Raw genomic sequence first — 16,181 nt, 5'->3', positions numbered from 1 at the left:
CAGGCGCAGACCGTGCGCGAAGTCATCGCCGCCGAGCGCGATTACTGGCTCGCCGAGGCCGACTGGCAAGCCGCGCAATGGGGCGTAGAGCCGCCCGCCGGCAGCGGGACCGCCTCGGCCGCCGCCACTGCGCCATCCCCGTCTTCATCCGGCGGGCATTGACCGGCCCTCCCACCTCACTGGAACCCAACCATGAACACCCGACGTCATTTCCTCGGCGCCGCCGCGGGCCTGCTCGCCGCCGGCGCCGCCAGCCGCCATGCGCTGGCCGCCGCGCCGGAAGCTGCCAGCCGCGACAGCGCCGAAACCGCCACGCCACGCCAGCCGCAGGCAGGCCGGCCCTACAACCCTGTCGTCACGCTCAACGGCTGGAGCCTGCCCTTTCGCATGCACGACGGCGTGAAGGAATTCCACCTCGTGGCCGAACCGGTGGTGCGCGAAATCGCCCCCGGCATGACGGCCAAGCTCTGGGGTTACAACGGCTCCAGCCCCGGGCCCACCATCGAGGCCGTCGAGGGCGACCGCGTGCGCATCTTCGTCACCAACAAACTGCCCGAACACACCACCGTGCATTGGCACGGCCTCATCCTGCCCAACGGCATGGACGGCGTGGGCGGCCTGACCCAGCCGCAGATCAAGCCCGGCCAGACCTTCGTCTACGAATTCGTGCTCAAGCACCCAGGCACCTTCATGTACCACCCGCATGCCGACGAGATGGTGCAGATGGCGATGGGAGCGATGGGGTTCTTCGTCGTGCATCCGAAGAATCCGCGCTTCATGCCGGTGGACCGCGACTACGTGTTCCTCATCAACGCCTACGACATCGACCCCGGCAGCAGCGTGCCGCGCGTCAACACCATGCTGGACTTCAACCTGTGGACCTGGAACAGCCGCGCCTTTCCCGGCATCGCCCCGGTGCTGGCCCGCACCGGCGAGCGGGTGCGCCTGCGCATGGGCAATCTGACGATGACCAACCACCCCATCCACCTGCACGGCCACAGCTTCGAGGTCACGGGAACCGACGGCGGCTGGGTGCCCAAGACCGCGCGTTGGCCCGAGGTGACGGTGGACATCGCGGTGGGCCAGATGCGCGCCATCGAGTTCGTCGCCGACAATCCGGGCGACTGGGCCTTGCACTGCCACAAGTCGCACCACACCATGAACGCCATGGGCCACAACGTGCCCACCATGATCGGCGTGCGGCAGGACGACCTCGCGCCACGGCTGCAGAAACTGCTGCCCGACTACATGGGCATGGGTTCGTCCGGCATGGCGGAGATGGGCGCCATGGAAATGCCCCTGCCCGACAACACCCTGCCGATGATGACCGGCCGCGGACCCTACGGGCCGATCGAGATGGGCGGCATGTTCACGGTGCTCAAGGTCCGCGACGACCTGCCGCGCGGCAGCTACGCCGACCCCGGCTGGTACCGCATGCCGCCAGGCACCCAGGCGCATGCGACGCAGGCCGGCATCCCCCCCGCGGCGACCGATGCCACGGAACCCGCGCCCACACCGGCCACGCTGGATGTGCGCAAACCCGCGCACGACCATCAAGGCCACTGAAACCCTTTTCCCACCACGCCCTCGACAGGAGCACATGATGAAAACGACCCTTTCCACCCGCACGGCCCTGGCCCTCGCTGTGGCCATGACGCTAGGCACCGGCACCATGGCCGTCGCCCAGACCCATGCCGACCACGACCACTCCACCCCCGAAGGCATGCAGCAGCACATGCAGCTGATCCAGCAGGAACAGCAGGGAAAGGCCGCCGGGCAACACGAGGCCGAGGCCTTGGTGCGCAAAGTGGACCCTGCCGCCGGCAAGATCACCCTGCGCCACGGCGCCATTCCCGGCATGGGCATGGGCGCGATGACCATGGTCTACGCAGTCAAGGACAAGGCCATGCTCGACGGCCTGAAAGCCGGCGACAAGGTGCGTTTCGCGGCCGAGAAGGTTGACGGCAGCTACATCGTCACCCGCATCGAAAAGGCCGAATAAGGCCTGCGGCTGCCACGCCCGGGTCTGGCCTGACGCCCGGGCGTGCGGTGTTTTCCGGCGCGCAGGCCTGCGCCTACACTGCGCGCATGCCGCGCCTGATCCGAATCCACCATGCCTTCCTGCAACGCCCTCGCCTGAGCGGCGCGGCCGCCTTCGCCCTTGTCCTCTTCGCCGCGCTCGACACGATGATGGCCCGGGGCCAGGCCCTGCTGCTGACCTTCGACATCGCCTGCGCCATCTACCTCGGCTCTGTCGCCTGGATGATGGTGCGCGCCACGCCGCAGAGCTTTCGCCGCCGCGCCGAACGGCAGGTCGAAGGCAAGTGGACCGTTCTGGTGCTCAGCCTCGTCATCTCCGGCGTGATCCTGCTGTCGCTCAGGACGGAACTGCACGCCAGCAAAGGCAGCGCTTCCGGTCTTGATCTGGCGCTCGCCGGGACCAGCATCGTGCTGTCCTGGCTGTTTTTCAGCGTCGTGTTCGCCCAGCAGTATGCGCACAGCGACCACCTGGAACGTCTCCACGGCAAGCCCGGCCTGCTGTTTCCCGGCGACGCCACGCCCGACTATTGGGATTACCTGTATTTCGCCGTCGTGCTGAGCATGACCTTCCAGACCTCGGACGTGGACATCGCCGACCGCGGCCTGCGGCACATGGCGCTGCTGCACAGCATCGTCGCCTTCTTTTTCAACGTGTTCATCATCGCCCTGACGGTGAACGTCGTCGCCGGCCTGCTTTAGGGCCTTTTCACGCAGAAAGCCGGAGAGGACGCTGCCTGCAGGGCCCAGGGCGCCATCAAGAAGTCAGGCGCCCCCTGGATCGACGGCGCACGAAGCCCCCCTTTCCCGGCCCGCGCAAACATTGACAAGAACGTCTGCGATACTGCGCAGCGGACGGTTACGGCGCTCGGCCCTGCGGAATAGCGCTTGCGCAGCGACGGCTGACGCGCCGACACCGGCAAAGCGAGGAAACAGCCAGGACATGAGCGCGCAACCGTCTTCGCCGTCCGCATCCCGACGCGTGGTGTTCCATGCCGCCGGCCTGATGAAAAATTACCGCATGGGCGAAGTCACCGTCCAGGCCTTGCGCGGCGTGGAGGAGCAGCGGGTGCGCGTGATCTCCAACCTCGCCACCGCGCCGCAGCGTTGGCGCGGACTCGGCGACGGTTACCGCGTCGAGGCGCGCTTCATCCTGTGGCGCGGCGACGATGTCCTGCAAGTGCCGTCGAGCGCACTGTTTCGGGTGGGCGACCGCTGGGCCGTGTTCGTGGTGCACAACGGCCGCGCGCAGCGCCGGTGGATCGAACTGGGCCACCGCAGCGGCCTTGCCGCGCAAGTCATGCAAGGACTCTCCGCCGGGGAGAAGGTCGTCGTCTATCCCGACGACACGCTCGACGATGGCGCGCGCGTTGCGAGCCGCGCCACCGAACGTCAGCCGGCGCCCTGAGCGCTGCGGCCGTGGTTACTCGAATCCCGCGATGGCGTGCGGAATGTAGTGGGCCTCGAGCGCCGCGACCTCCTCGGCGCTGAGTTCGAGCGACAAGGCCGCCACCGCATCGGTCAGATGCTGCGGCTTGGATGCGCCGATGATGGGCGCCGTGACGACGGGCTTGCCCGCCAGCCACGCCAGCGCAACCTGCGCACGGGGCACGCCGCGGGCTTCGGCGAGCGCGGCCACGGCCTGCGCGACGCGGCGGTCGGAGTCTTCGGTTTTGGCGTAGAGCGACTGACCGTAGGCGTCGGTTCGCGCGCGCTCGGAGGACTGCTCCCAGGGCCGCGTCAGGCGGCCGCGCGCCAGCGGGCTCCAGGGCAGCACGCCGATGCCCTGGTCGGCGCAGAACGGCAGCATTTCGCGCTCTTCTTCCCGGTACAGCAGATTGAGATGGTTCTGCATGCTGGCGAATTCGGTCCAGCCATGCCGGCGCGCCGTGTAGATGGCTTTGGCGAACTGCCAGGCGTACATCGACGAGGCGCCGATGTAGCGCGCCTTGCCCGCCTTGACGACGTCGTGCAGCGCCTCCAGCGTCTCCTCGATGGGGGTGGCGTAGTCCCAGCGGTGGATCTGGTAGAGGTCGACATAGTCGGTGCCGAGTCGGCGCAGGCTGTTGTCGATCTCGGCCAGGATGGCCTTGCGCGACAAGCCCGCGCCGTTGGGTCCAGGTCGCATGCGGCTGTACACCTTGGTGGCGATGACCACGTCCTCGCGGCGCGCGAAGTCCTTGACGGCGCGCCCGACGATCTCCTCCGACGTGCCGTCCGAGTACACGTTCGCGGTGTCGAGGAAATTGATGCCCAGTTCGAGCGCCTGGCGGATGATTGGCCGGCTTTGCTCCTCGTTCAGCGTCCAGGGGTGGGTTCCGCGCTCCGGCACGCCGAAGGTCATGCACCCCAGGCACACGCGGGAAACCTCGAGGCCGGTCGAACCCAGCTTGGTGTATTGCATCGTCATGGCTCCATCCTCCGTCGCAAGACGGACGTTGTAGCGCAAGCCCCAAGGCCATGCTTGGCGCGGGTGCAGACATGGCGTGAACAGGCTCTAGCGGTCGACCGCCAGGTACTGGCTTTCCTTGATTTCCTCCATCACCACATAGCTGTGCGATTCGGCTGCCACGGGCAGGCGCTTGAGGATGTCGCCGAGCAGGACGCGGTATTCCTTCATGCCGCGCAGACGCAGTTTCACCAGGTAGTCGAAGTTGCCCGAGACCAGATGGCATTCCATGACCTCGGGCATGTGCAGCAACTCGCGCCGCACGGTCTCGAACACGTCGCCGGATTTGGCCGAGAGCTTGATCTCCACGAACACGAGCAGGGTCTTGCCCAGGGCTTCGGGTTTCACCAGCGCGTGGTAGCCGGCGATCACGCCGCTGCGCTCCATGCGCTTGACGCGCTCGGTGCAGGGCGAGGCGGACAGCCCGACCTGGCTGGCCAGTTCGGTCATGGACATGCGCCCGTCGCGCTGAAGGAGGTCGAGGATCTTGCGATCGAGGCGGTCCAGTTCGTGCATTTCACTTGCGGCGCCGTCGGCGCACCAGAATGGACATGAATTTCACTGCGCATCCATAAAAAAACAATGAAATTCATTCCGATGAGATTCATATAGTCATCGAATCTCGAAATTCTAAAGCGCTATGCAATGAAAGTCATCGTTCTCGGTGCGGGTGTCGTCGGCACCACCACCGCCTACTACCTGGCCCGCGCCGGCGCCGAGGTCACGGTGCTCGAGCGCCAGCCCGGCCCGGCCCAGGAAACCAGCCACGCCAATGCCGGGCAGATCTCTCCCGGCTACGCCACGCCCTGGGCCGCGCCCGGCATTCCGCGCAAGGCGCTGAAGTGGATGTTCCAGCGCCACGCGCCGCTGGCCATCCGGCCCGACGCCAGCCTGTGGCAGCTGCGCTGGATGGCGGCCATGCTGCGCAACTGCACCCCCGCGCGCTATGCGGTCAACAAGGAGCGCATGATGCGCGTGGCCGCGTACAGCCTGGACAGCCTGCGCCAGCTGCGCGCCGAAACGGGCATCGCCTACGAGCAGCGCGCGGGCGGCACCCTCCAGGTGTTCCGCACCGAAGCCCAGCTCGACGCCGTGCAGCGCGACATCGCTGTGCTGCGGGAATGCGGCGTGCCCTACGAACTGCTGGACCGCGACCAGCTCGCCGCCGTGGAGCCGGGACTGGCGCATGCGCGCGACAAGCTCGTCGGCGGGCTGCGCCTGCCCAACGACGAAACCGGCGACTGCCAGATGTTCACGCAGGAGCTGGCCCGGCTGGCCGGCGGCCTGGGCGTGGACTTCCGCTTCGGCCAGCCGGTCGACGGCCTGATCATGGCGGGACGCGACATCGCCGGCGTGCGGCTGGGACGCGACATGCTCAGCGCCGACCGCTACGTGCTGGCCTTCGGCAGCTACTCGCGCGGCTTCCTCGCCCCGCTGGGCCTGGATCTCCCGGTCTATCCGGTCAAGGGCTATTCGTTGACGGTGCCGCTGGTCGACGAGGCGCTGGCGCCCCGTTCCACCGTGCTCGACGAAACCTACAAGATCGCCCTCACCCGCTTCGACCGGCGCATCCGCGTCGGCGGCATGGCCGAACTGGGCGGCTTCGACCTGCGCCTGAACCCGCGCCGGCGCGCAACCCTGGAGATGGTCACGCAGGATCTGTTCCCCGGCGGCGACCTGCCCAACGCCAGCTTCTGGACCGGCCTGCGCCCGATGACCCCCGACGGCGCGCCCATCCTCGGCGGCACACGCTACGCCAATCTCTTCCTCAACACCGGCCACGGCACGCTGGGCTGGACCATGGCCTGCGGCTCGGGCCGGCTGGTCACCGATCTGGTGCTGGGCAGGACGCCGGACATCAGCACGCAAGGACTGGCGCTCGACCGCTACGACAAGGCCGCCACGCCCAGCTCGCGCATGAAAACCGTGTCCGCCTGACTCCCAGCCCGGGCGCGCGCTTGCCGCGCGCATTGCGGAACGGCGCGCCACGCCGGCAGGCCTTGGGCGTCGCCGGCTGTAAGCTTGCAGGACCGAAGCGCCAGGATCAGCCCCCGCGCCGTGGCCATGGCTGTGCGCATGGCCCCGTTGCGGCCCCAGCCCGATTGCGCCATGCCCATGCCGCCGCCCCAAACCGCCCGCAACAGCGCGCCTGACGCCCTGGTCGAAGGCTTGCGCAGGCTGCTGCAGGCCTCGACCGGGCGCGCCGTGCAGCGTCTCGAAACGCATATTTCCTGGGTCTTGCTCGATGGCGAACACGCCTGGAAGATCAAGAAGCCCGTGCGGCTCGGTTTTCTCGACTTCACGTCGCTGCAAACCCGGCACCAGGCCTGCGACGATGAGCTGCGCCTGAATCGCCGGCTCGCGGCAGGAATCTACCTCGACGTGCTGCCGATCCGCGGCAGCGCCGCGATGCCCGTGCTCGACGGCGCCGGCGAGCCGATCGAGTACGTGCTGCGCATGAAGCAGTTCGCGCCCGGCGCGCTGCTGAGCGAAAAGCTGGCCGCCGGGATCTTGGTCCCGACGGCGATCGACCGTTTGGCGGCGAGGCTGGCCGCATTCCACCGCGATGCCCCCGCCGCCGGCAACGCTGCGCCTTACGGCAATGCCCCGCAGGTTCTGGCGCAAACGGCACAGGTCCTGGACGGCCTGGAGTCGTCGCCCGGCGCCGGCCGCCTGCCCGATTTGCGCGCCTGGTGCGAAGCCGAGGGCCGACGCCTGGCGCCGTGCTTCGCGGCGCGCAGGCGCCAGGGCTGGGTGCGCGAAGGCCATGGCGACCTACACCTGGCGAACGTGGTGGCACTCGGCGAGGATGTCACGGCGTTCGACTGCATCGAGTTCGATCCCGGCCTGCGCTGGATCGACGTGCAATCCGACATCGCCTTCCTCACCATGGACCTCGCCGCCCATGGCCGGCGCGATCTGGCGCTGCGCTTTCTCGACCGCTGGCTGGAGGGTTGCGGCGACCATGCCGGCATCGCTGTGCTGCGCTACTACGAGGTCTACCGCGCCCTGGTCCGCGCGCTGGTCAGCGGCCTGCGCCAGGCCCAGGGCACGACCATTCCGGGACCCGACTATGTCGCCGCCGCGCGGCGGCTGGCCGCGGCGCGCGACGCGCGCCTGCTCATCACGCACGGCCTGTCGGGCTCCGGCAAGAGCTACGTCTCCGCGCGACTGCTGGAGGCTGCGGGCGCCATACGCCTGCGCTCGGACGTGGAGCGCAAGCGCCTGTTCGGCCGGCAGGCGCTCGACGCAACCCCGGCCGCCATGGTCCGCGAGGTCTACGCGCCGGCCGCCACCCGGCGCACCTATGCGCGTCTGCGCGCATGGGCCGCCGCCGCGCTCGATGCCGGCTATCCGGCGATCGTCGACGCCGCATTCCTGCGAGCGCACGAGCGCGACGCCTTTCGCCAGCTCGCGCGCGACAAGGGCGCCCCCTTCGCCATCCTGGACTGCCGCGCCGAACCCGCCGCGTTGCGCGCGCGCGTGCTGGCGCGCAGCTTGCGGCGCGATGACGCCTCCGAAGCCGATCTCGCCGTGCTCGAACGGCAAAGCGCCGATTTCGAGGCCCTGCGCCCCGAGGAGTGCGGCGCCTGCATCACGGTGGACACGGCCCAACCGCTGGACATCGGCGCCATCGCGAAGCGCTGGCTGGACATGCGATGAGCACGACCGGCAGCCCTGCGGGCGCCCGCGCGCCGCGGCAGATCGACGTCTGCAACGGCGACGCCGACGGGCTGTGCGCGGTGCTGCAGTGGCGCCTCGACGCCCCGGCCGACGCGGAACTGATCACCGGGCTCAAGCGCGACATCGCCCTGCTCGAGCGCGTGCAGGCATGCGCCGGCGACGAGGTCCTGGTGTGCGACCTGTCGATGCAGCGCAATCGTGCCGCCCTGCTCCGGCTGCTTGCCGCCGGCGTGCGGGTGCGCTACTTCGACCACCACATGGTGCGCGCCGTTCCACGCCATCCGGGGCTCGAGGCCCATCTCGACTTCGCCCCGGACGCCTGCTCCAGCCTGCTGGTCGACCGCCATCTGCACGGGCGCTGGCGCGCCTGGGCCCTGGTCGGCGCCTATGGCGACAACCTGCGCGGCGTCGCCGACGCCATGGCCGCCTCGTACGGCCTGGACCCGACGCGGCGCGAGCGCCTGCGCCGCCTCGGCGAGGCCATCAACTACAACGCCTACGGCGAGGACGAGCGCGACGTGTCCATCGCGCCGGCCCGGCTCTACCCCATCATGGCGCGCTACCGCGATCCGCTGGACTTTCTCGACGGCGAAACCATCGCGGCGCGCCTCGACGCCGAGCGCCGGGCCGACCTCGACCGCGCCCGCGCGCTGCGTCCGCACCGGGACGACGCGCGCGCGGGCGTCTGGCTGCTGCCCGACGCGGCGTGGAGCCGGCGCGTGATCGGCACCTTCGCCAACGAACTGGCGTTTGAGCAGCCGCGGCGCGCGCATGCCGTGTTGCGTCAAACCGCCAGCGGTGATTTCACCGTCAGCGTGCGCGCGCCGCTCGACGCCGCATCCGGCGCCAACACCCTGTGCGCCCGCTTCGGCGGCACCGGCCGCGCCGCCGCCGCAGGCATCGACCGTTTGCCGCAAGCCGCGCTCGGGCGCTTCCTCGACGCCTTCGCAGCCATGCGCTGGGGTCGGGCACGGCGATAGCTGGGTGCGCCTGATCGAACAATGCGTTGATCGCTGACAGGCGAACGCCAATCCGGCCCTGTTCGTGCGTGGCGCTGTCACCGCCCCGTTCTGCGTGGATAGCGTCGCCGACACCGACATCCACGACCAGGGTGACGCGCATGCGACGACGACGGCGAGAGAGAAGTTGCTCGTCGTGCGCGGCCAACGAGCACTGGCGCAAGCCTATGCCGTCCATGCGATGGATGCCCACGTCAGACTTCTGCATGCATCGCGCGCTCAAACGTGCGTGCCCCCATTGGCGGAAAGGGAAAGATCGGTTTCGGTCATGCCGAGATCCGACAGGTCCGCATAGGGGCGAATCGGGATGATCTCTCGCGTTGCACGCCTCGCGGCAGCAATGTTTGGCTGCACGCGCGCATGCCAGACCGACCAGATCTTGACGAAAGGCCAGCCAAAGGTCTGCGTCACTGCGTAAACCCCTGACTGCCGAGAAAGCGGTTCATGCCTTCCGGGCGATCCCACTGGTAGAACGGCGCGTAAAGATTCTCCGTCGCGTGGCTGCGCCGAGCATCACGGCCAGCATGCAGAAAGGCCTCGAACACCAACTGCGGAAATCCGTCTGTGATGTGCCCTTTGGCCTCGATCCGGCGCCGGATGATCGACATGCCATAGTCTGACGGGAGCGTGAAGCTGTATTGCATGGCCGACATCCTGTCCTCCATTCCATCCATCAAGCATCCTGCACCAACGTCGCAAGACCGTTGCCGAACGACCAATCCTCTGGCTCTGTCATGTGAATGACCACCATCACATCCTCGCGGCGAAGCCCGGGCGCTTTCTCCAGCAATTCGACAAGGCGCCGATAAAAATCCTTCTTGGTTTGCTGGCTGCGCGGCTTGCCCGCCGTCAAAGCAATCAGCACATAGGCATCGCTGCGCGGGCCGCACAGATAGCTGCGGTCAAACACGAATTCCTCCGGCTCCAGCTGATCAAAAATCTGGAAGCAATCCGCTTCCGGAACATCGAACGTCGCCACGAGCGCGCGCTGCAGGCCGTCTGAAATCGCGCGCAAATACGCGGGAGGCTTTCCTTTCAACAACGATATGCGGGCGTAGGGCATGTGCAACGGCTCCTTCAAGCGCGTGAATCCTGGTCCACCCGGCCATCCGGACTTATCGTCGCGTTCAATAGCTGCATGGCCGAAGCCGCTGTTGGCCAGCCTGAATAGAACGCCAGATGCGTGATGATCTCGACCAATTCCTCTTTCGTGACGCCATGCTCAAGCGCGCGAGCGAGATGAAAGGGCAACTGCTCAAGCCGGTACATGGCCACCAGCGCGGCAACCGTCACCATGCTGCGATGGCGCTTTGAGAGCTCGGCTCGCTCCCAGACATCGCCGAACAAAACCTCGTCGGTCAATTGCGCCAACTTGTGGGCGTCCTGGCCTAGTACGCGTTGTGCGTGACTCTCTGCTGATGACATGGTGCTTGCCCTCGTTGAATGTCGAAACGACTTGACGCCGCCACGATAGCAAGACAACATCATCCTGAAAATCAGAAAATATTTGACCAACAATCCCGAAAAAATGGATGATTTGCATGAGGCGCCCGACGTTCGATCTGGAAGTCCTGCGTAGCTTCGTTCTCGGGATCGAGCTGGGTAGTTTTGCCAAGGCCGCAGACCGCCTCGGGCGCTCCACTTCTGCCGTGAGCGCCCAGATCAAGAAGCTCGAAGACCAGATGGATGTGCCCGCCCTGCGGAAATCAGGGCGTGGCATGGTGCTGACGCCAGCCGGCGAGACGCTCTTCGGTTATGCCAAGCGGCTGCTTGAACTGAACGACGAAGCCTCTACCGCCGTACGTGGCGCCACTCTCCAGGGCCACGTACGGCTCGGGCTTCAGGAAGACTTCGGCGAACGTCTGTTGACTGAAGTTCTGGGCAGTTTTGTCCGTGCCCATCCGCGCGTGCACATCGAAGCACGGGTCGCACGCAATGCGGAGTTGATCGATCATGTTATGAGTGGGCGCCTCGATCTCGCGCTCGCCTGGGGCGCCGGTGGCGACATGCCACATGCCCAGTTCGTCGCTCAGTTGCCCATGCGATGGATCGGGCGCCCCGATTGGACGCACGCGCTGCGCCGCGAACCCTTGCCCCTGGTGGCATTCGAACCGCCCTGCCTCATACGTAGCGCGGCGACAGGCACCCTCGACCGAGCCGGGATTCCCTGGCGCATTGCCTTCACCAGCCCGAGCCTCAGTGGAATCTGGGCTGCCGTGAGCGCAGGGCTCGGCGTGACTGTCCGCACTACTGCGGGGCTTCCTGCGCAACTCTCCGTATTGGAGGGGCTTCCCGATTTGCCTCAACTTGGCCTGAATCTGCACTGGGCTCAATCCAATCCCTCCCCATCAGTTAAGCAACTCGGCGACATCCTCTTGGCCCATCTCAAGGAGCGCCTTCCGGCATGATGACGGATCTTTTTACCTCCGCAGCTTCGCAGGCGCATAGCCCAGCGCAACCCTAAAGTTCAGTGGGCCCGCTGAAACGCAGCGCCGTGGCCAGCAAGCCGTGGCGGAAGTAGAACCGGTGCCCCAGGGCATTCGACAGCGGCGTGTCGAGCACTAGCTTCTCGCAGCCCAGCAGCCGCGCCTCGTCCTTGAGCCGGTTCAACAGCCACGCGCCGTGGCCCGCCCGGCGCGCGTCAGCGTCGGTGACGAGATCGTCGACGTAAAGGAAGCGGCCATGCACCAGGTTCTCCTGCACCCGATAACCCGCGAGCGCCAGCACGCATTCGCCCTGGACAAGCGCGACGAGCCGATAGCCGCCTTCCGCGAGCCGGCGCCAGCGCGCCGCGAACGCGTCTTCCGATCCGAGCTGCGGGCGCAATTGCGCCATCAGCGGGTAGCAGCGCCGCGCCTGGGCTTCGTCGTCGATGCGCTGGAAGCGAGCCGCGGGCACGTTCATGCCTTGGGGCCTGGGCTGGAACACGCCTGGGGAATGGGCGCAGCGAACTGCAATGCGCCGGCGATGCGGTTCCAGGCATTGATGGTGGCGACCGCCGTGGTGAGAGCGGCGATCTCTCCCGCGTTGAACTGATGCTGCACCTCGGCATAGACCGCGTCGCAGACATGCGCACGCGCCATCCCGGTGAGCGCTTCGGCCCAGGCCAAGGCGGCGCGTTCGCGCGCCGAGAACACACCGGCGTCACGCCACGCCGCAACCAGGTCCAGCTTCGGCGCGGCGATGCCCAGCCGGCGTGCGATATTGAGATGGAACTGGATGCAGTACGCGCAGCCGTTGAGCTGCGAGACGCGCAGCTTGAGAAGCTCCGTCAGCGCCTTGTCCAGCCCGCTGTCGTCCACGGCCTTCCCAAGAGCGCGGAGCGCCGCCGGCACTTCGGGTGCCATGCGCTCAAAGTCGGACCAGGCGATGCGCGGGGCATGCTCTGGAATGGTCATGGTCGTGGCTCCGGGGAAAATCCATTAATATCAGCACTCGAACACTATATTCGAATTCGATCAATATGAGCAAGCGCGGCCATTCCGCCCAAGTTCCGGCTGTCGGGGAAGCCAAGCGCGGCGAACGGGGCTATCTCGGTTACCTGCTGCGGCAGGCCCAGGTCGCGCATCGCCAGAACATGGAGCATGCGCTGGCCGGGACCGGTCTGACGTTGCCGCAGTTCTCGGTGCTGACGATGTTGGCGGCCTACCCTGGCGCATCCGGGGCCGACCTGGCGAGACTGTCGTTGCTGACGCCGCAGACCGTGAGCGTGATCGTGGCCAATCTGGAGCGCAGCGCAGCCGTGGCGAGACGCGCGCATGCCGTGCATGGGCGCATTCAGCACCTCGACGTGACGCCCGCGGGCGCGCAACTTCTGGCCCGATGCCGCGCGCGGGTCAACGCGGTCGACGCCGCGCTACGCTCCGGGCTCAGCGCACAGGATGAAGCCGTGATCCGGCGCTGGCTGGTTCAGGTGGCCACGCGGCAGATCACGGAATGAGTCTTCGGCCATGCCGAGGAAGTCGTGCTGCCGCGCCAGCCCGCGCGGATGCCTAGGCCCGGCGGGCCGCGACCGCACGCGGCGGAACATCTCGAGGCGCGCCAGGTCCATGTAGGGGTGAACCCGCCCAAACGGGCTGAACCGCCGCAATCCGCGTGTTCAAGACCGCAACGCAACGCCGAACCGCACACGGCACGAACCCAGGAGCCCGACATGCCCGACACCCGACGCCCCGATGCAGACGAGACCTCGCCGTCCAGGACCGCCGCGACGCCGGCCCTGCCAATCCCCACGCGGCGCCAGATGCTGGGCGCGGCGGCCGCCGGCGGCGCCTTGTGGATGGCCGGACGCGCTCACGCCCAAGGCATGGCGGGCATGCCCATGGGGCCGATGTCAGGCGGCATGGCCGGCATGCCAGGCATGGGCGCCGCGCCGGCGCACGCCCCCAGGCCCGCCCGGTTCGAGCGTCCCCTGGTCATCCCCGCGCAGTTGCAAGGCCAGCCGCGGGCCGATGGCAGCCTGGGGTACGCCCTGCGCATGTCTGCCGGCCACAGCGAACTGCTGGCCGGGGTGCGCACGCCGACCTGGGGCTACAACGGCGCCTACCTCGGGCCCGCGTTGCGGGTGCCGCGCGGCAAACAGGTCCGCATCGCCGTGCGCAACGATCTGAACCAGGCCACGACCACCCACTGGCACGGCGCGCATGTGCCGGGGCGCATGGACGGCGGCCCGCAGAGCCTGATTGCGCCCGGTCAATCGCTGGTGTATGACTTCGCGCTGGATCAGCCGGGGGCGACCCTGTGGTACCACCCCCATCCCGACGGGCTGACCGGGGCGCATGTCTATGCCGGACTGGCCGGCATGCTGCTGGTGGACGACGGCGTGGATCGGGCCCTGGATCTGCCCCGGACCTGGGGCGTGGACGACATTGCGCTCATCCTGCAGGACCGTCGCATGGACGCCGGCGGCCGCCTGTTGTACATGCCCAGCATGATGGACCGCATGGGCATGAAGGGGAACCGCTTCCTGGTCAACGGCCGCGAGCAGCCTTACGTGCAGGTGCCGGCGCAATGGGTACGCCTGCGCGTGCTCAATGGCTCCAACGCGCGGGTCTACAACCTGGCTTTCGCCGAAGGCCAGTCCTTTCACGTGATTGCCGGCGACGCCGGCCTGCTCGCGCGTCCGGTGGAGATGCGCAGCCTGCTGCTGGCCCCGGCCGAGCGCGCCGAGATCCTGCTCGATCTGCGTCGCCTGCAGGGCAAGGCCCTGGTGCTGCGCAGCGACTCCGGCTCGGTGGTTCCCGGCTTGAGCAGCATGCCGATGGACGCCGACATCTTCGATCACCAGGGTTTCGACCTGCTGCAACTGCGCGTCGGCGCGCCGCTGGCAAGGTCCGCGCGCCTGCCGGCCAAGCTCGTCTCCATCCCGGCGCTGCGGCCGGATGCGCCCGTGCGGCATTTCAGCTTGCAGGGCATGATGGGCTCGATGATGGCCGGCGGCATGCAGGCCATGGGCGGCATGGCGGGCGCAGCGCGTGCGTCCGCCAACGCCGGTCCCGGCGGAATGAGCCTGGGCATCGGCATGCAGCATCTGTTTTCCATCAACCACCAGTTCATGGACATGGCGGTGATCAATCAGCGCGTACGCCTGGGCAGCACCGAAGTCTGGGAGGTGAGCAATGATGCGGAGATGGCCCATCCCTTCCACCTGCACGGCACCTCGTTCCAGATTCTGGATCGCGACGGCAGCGTGCCGCCCGAGCACGAGCGCGGCTGGAAGGACGTGGTCTTCGTGCGCCGCAATGAAACGGTGCGCCTCGCCGCCCGCTTCGACCAGCCTGCGGGCCGGGCGCATCCCTTCATGTACCACTGCCACATCCTCGAGCACGAGGACAACGGCATGATGGGCCAGTTCACCGTGGCCTGATCAGGTCCTGTTCAGCGCATCAGAGCCTCGATGACCTGCCGAATCGCTGGGCTGTCGTAATCCCGCCCGCCGACGGCCTGCCGGACGATCAGGCCCTGCTTGTCGATCAGATAGGTCGTCGGAATGCCCATCACGCCGAACGCATGCGCCACCTCGCTATGCTGGTCCAGCAACACCGGGAAGGTGGGCGAGGGGTTGAGCTGCCCCATATACGCGAACACATTGTTCAGGGTCTCGCCCTGGTCCAGCGCCAGCACCTCGAAGGGACGCCCCTTCATCGACAGGTAAAGCCGTTCGATGGACGGCATTTCCTGCCGGCAAGGCGGGCACCAGGTGGCCCAGAAATTGACCAGCACCACCTTGCCGCGGTAATCGGCCAGGCGGTGGGTTTTGCCGTTGATGTCCTGCAGACTGAATGCCGGCGCCGGGCGCGGCGGCTGCACCACCGCGAGCGCGTGGTCCTGCACCGGGTCGGCGGCGCGGGCGGTGCGCGCCGCGCCAACGGCCAGCAGCCCGGCGCCGCCGAGCCAGGACAGCACCTGGCGGCGCTCAGGGTTGGGCATGCGGGGCCGCTGCGCATTGCGGTCCGACCAATGTGGCTTGATGCTGCGTTCCATGCTCTCTCCAGAAATAAACAAGTTTGAACCGCGTGCCGCGCGGCAAGTCGACGGTGGTGAATCCCTGGGCCCAATCCCCGGGCTGCAGGGTTTGCTGCGCCGGCAGGATCGACCAATCCGAACTCACGCCCAGTGGCTGCCAGCGGTGCAGCCACTGGGTCTTGGTGATCAAGGGGTGCCGCTTGCCATCCGGGGTCACGGCCTTCCAGTCGGCCACGTCATAGGTGATGGGAGCCTTGGCGTCGTTCCGGATCGAGGTTCCGAACACGCAGACCTTGGCGATGGCATCGATGGCCTTGGGCGGATAGCCCATGTTCTCGTAAAAGGCGCGCACATTGTCGGGGCCGAGCTGGATCAATTGCACGGTGAAGGCGTGCCTGGCGTTCGTCCACGACGGTTGCGCCGCACTCGCCGCTGCGGCCGGGGCGGCATCCGCGGCCTGGGCGGCGCCGGGCGAAAGTCCGGCACAGGCGAGTGCGGCGAGCAAGGGAAAAACACGACCATCCATC

At 67.6% G+C, this 16,181-nt stretch carries 20 protein-coding genes; 10 read left to right on the top strand and 10 right to left on the bottom strand.

Annotated elements, in window-relative coordinates:
- The first annotated feature begins 192 nt into the window (after positions 1 to 192).
- The 4 genes from THIARS_RS06240 (at position 193) to THIARS_RS06225 (ending at position 3,445) form a co-directional block, all read left to right on the top strand.
- Positions 193 to 1,566 carry a multicopper oxidase family protein gene (locus THIARS_RS06240; protein ID WP_094159890.1) on the top strand — a complete coding sequence of 458 codons (1,374 nt, stop codon included), beginning with the start codon at positions 193 to 195 and terminating at the stop codon, positions 1,564 to 1,566.
- A 37-nt stretch (positions 1,567 to 1,603) separates the two neighbouring features.
- Positions 1,604 to 2,002, top strand: a complete 399-nt coding sequence (locus THIARS_RS06235) for a copper-binding protein (RefSeq protein WP_094160659.1) — start codon at positions 1,604 to 1,606, stop codon at positions 2,000 to 2,002.
- Positions 2,003 to 2,088: 86 nt separating this feature from the next.
- Positions 2,089 to 2,739 (top strand): DUF1345 domain-containing protein, encoded by a 651-nt coding sequence (locus THIARS_RS06230; protein WP_094159889.1) that lies wholly within the window; start codon positions 2,089 to 2,091, stop codon positions 2,737 to 2,739.
- Positions 2,740 to 2,980: 241 nt separating this feature from the next.
- Complete coding sequence (locus THIARS_RS06225; protein ID WP_141202344.1) at positions 2,981 to 3,445, top strand: permuted SH3 domain-containing protein; 465 nt, start codon at positions 2,981 to 2,983, stop codon at positions 3,443 to 3,445.
- Positions 3,446 to 3,460: 15 nt separating this feature from the next.
- On the opposite strand, the gene THIARS_RS06220 is transcribed toward THIARS_RS06225, so the two are convergent.
- Both THIARS_RS06220 and THIARS_RS06215 read right to left on the bottom strand, forming a co-directional pair.
- Complete coding sequence (locus THIARS_RS06220; protein ID WP_094160657.1) at positions 3,461 to 4,441, bottom strand: aldo/keto reductase; 981 nt, start codon at positions 4,439 to 4,441, stop codon at positions 3,461 to 3,463.
- Between the two features lie 93 nt (positions 4,442 to 4,534).
- Positions 4,535 to 5,002 (bottom strand): winged helix-turn-helix transcriptional regulator, encoded by a 468-nt coding sequence (locus THIARS_RS06215; protein WP_094159887.1) that lies wholly within the window; start codon positions 5,000 to 5,002, stop codon positions 4,535 to 4,537.
- Positions 5,003 to 5,131: 129 nt separating this feature from the next.
- Between THIARS_RS06215 and THIARS_RS06210 the strand changes: the two genes are divergently transcribed.
- From THIARS_RS06210 to THIARS_RS06195, 3 genes are all read left to right on the top strand, one after another.
- A complete protein-coding gene (locus tag THIARS_RS06210; protein WP_094159886.1) occupies positions 5,132 to 6,424 on the top strand; it encodes a D-amino acid dehydrogenase in 1,293 nt (430 codons plus the stop codon).
- 171 nt (positions 6,425 to 6,595) lie between these two features.
- Entirely contained in the window at positions 6,596 to 8,149 is a 1,554-nt protein-coding gene (locus tag THIARS_RS06200; RefSeq protein WP_094159884.1) for a bifunctional aminoglycoside phosphotransferase/ATP-binding protein, read from the top strand.
- Positions 8,146 to 9,150: a hypothetical protein gene (locus tag THIARS_RS06195; RefSeq protein WP_094159883.1), complete on the top strand. Its 1,005-nt coding sequence runs from the start codon at positions 8,146 to 8,148 to the stop codon at positions 9,148 to 9,150. Before THIARS_RS06200 ends, THIARS_RS06195 begins: the two co-directional genes overlap by 4 nt.
- A 258-nt stretch (positions 9,151 to 9,408) precedes the next feature.
- Here the strand turns inward: THIARS_RS06195 and THIARS_RS19265 are convergent, their stop codons facing one another.
- From THIARS_RS19265 to THIARS_RS06175, 4 genes are read right to left on the bottom strand one after another with little or no spacing between them, the layout of a single operon-like run.
- Positions 9,409 to 9,600, bottom strand: coding sequence for a DUF4865 family protein (locus tag THIARS_RS19265; RefSeq protein WP_094159882.1), 192 nt, complete (start codon positions 9,598 to 9,600; stop codon positions 9,409 to 9,411).
- Complete coding sequence (locus tag THIARS_RS19260; RefSeq protein ID WP_186436582.1) at positions 9,597 to 9,833, bottom strand: DUF4865 family protein; 237 nt, start codon at positions 9,831 to 9,833, stop codon at positions 9,597 to 9,599. The genes THIARS_RS19265 and THIARS_RS19260 overlap by 4 nt, the downstream gene beginning before the upstream one ends.
- Before the next feature lie 29 nt (positions 9,834 to 9,862).
- The gene (locus THIARS_RS06180) at positions 9,863 to 10,252 is read right to left on the bottom strand and encodes a tautomerase family protein (RefSeq protein WP_094159880.1); all 390 of its coding nucleotides are present in this window, start codon (positions 10,250 to 10,252) and stop codon (positions 9,863 to 9,865) included.
- A 14-nt stretch (positions 10,253 to 10,266) separates the two neighbouring features.
- Positions 10,267 to 10,614: a carboxymuconolactone decarboxylase family protein gene (locus tag THIARS_RS06175; protein ID WP_094160656.1), complete on the bottom strand. Its 348-nt coding sequence runs from the start codon at positions 10,612 to 10,614 to the stop codon at positions 10,267 to 10,269.
- A gap of 116 nt (positions 10,615 to 10,730) precedes the next feature.
- Here THIARS_RS06175 and THIARS_RS06170 point away from each other — a divergent pair, with 116 nt between their 5' ends.
- Entirely contained in the window at positions 10,731 to 11,597 is an 867-nt protein-coding gene (locus tag THIARS_RS06170) for a LysR substrate-binding domain-containing protein (RefSeq protein WP_094160655.1), read from the top strand.
- Positions 11,598 to 11,649: 52 nt separating this feature from the next.
- Here the strand turns inward: THIARS_RS06170 and THIARS_RS06165 are convergent, their stop codons facing one another.
- Together THIARS_RS06165 and THIARS_RS06160 are read right to left on the bottom strand one after the other, a co-directional pair.
- On the bottom strand, positions 11,650 to 12,093 hold the full coding sequence (locus THIARS_RS06165) for a GNAT family N-acetyltransferase (RefSeq protein WP_094159879.1): 444 nt from the start codon (positions 12,091 to 12,093) through the stop codon (positions 11,650 to 11,652).
- A complete protein-coding gene (locus THIARS_RS06160) occupies positions 12,090 to 12,587 on the bottom strand; it encodes a carboxymuconolactone decarboxylase family protein (protein ID WP_094159878.1) in 498 nt (165 codons plus the stop codon). The genes THIARS_RS06165 and THIARS_RS06160 overlap by 4 nt, the downstream gene beginning before the upstream one ends.
- A 65-nt stretch (positions 12,588 to 12,652) precedes the next feature.
- Between THIARS_RS06160 and THIARS_RS06155 the strand changes: the two genes are divergently transcribed.
- Both THIARS_RS06155 and THIARS_RS06150 read left to right on the top strand, forming a co-directional pair.
- Positions 12,653 to 13,129: a MarR family winged helix-turn-helix transcriptional regulator gene (locus tag THIARS_RS06155; protein WP_094159877.1), complete on the top strand. Its 477-nt coding sequence runs from the start codon at positions 12,653 to 12,655 to the stop codon at positions 13,127 to 13,129.
- Positions 13,130 to 13,342: 213 nt separating this feature from the next.
- The gene (locus THIARS_RS06150; protein ID WP_094159876.1) at positions 13,343 to 15,055 is read left to right on the top strand and encodes a multicopper oxidase family protein; all 1,713 of its coding nucleotides are present in this window, start codon (positions 13,343 to 13,345) and stop codon (positions 15,053 to 15,055) included.
- Positions 15,056 to 15,066: 11 nt separating this feature from the next.
- On the opposite strand, the gene THIARS_RS06145 is transcribed toward THIARS_RS06150, so the two are convergent.
- Both THIARS_RS06145 and THIARS_RS06140 read right to left on the bottom strand, forming a co-directional pair.
- Positions 15,067 to 15,672 carry a TlpA family protein disulfide reductase gene (locus tag THIARS_RS06145; RefSeq protein WP_245845560.1) on the bottom strand — a complete coding sequence of 202 codons (606 nt, stop codon included), beginning with the start codon at positions 15,670 to 15,672 and terminating at the stop codon, positions 15,067 to 15,069.
- On the bottom strand, positions 15,605 to 16,180 hold the full coding sequence (locus tag THIARS_RS06140; protein WP_094159874.1) for a DUF4352 domain-containing protein: 576 nt from the start codon (positions 16,178 to 16,180) through the stop codon (positions 15,605 to 15,607). Before THIARS_RS06140 ends, THIARS_RS06145 begins: the two co-directional genes overlap by 68 nt.
- Position 16,181: the final 1 nt, after the last annotated feature.

It is taken from the genome of Thiomonas delicata (assembly GCF_900088825.1).
Lineage (GTDB): Bacteria > Pseudomonadota > Gammaproteobacteria > Burkholderiales > Burkholderiaceae_C > Thiomonas_A > Thiomonas_A delicata.
Note: the sequence above shows the minus strand (reverse complement) of the source record. Positions and strands in the feature narration are given on the sequence as shown.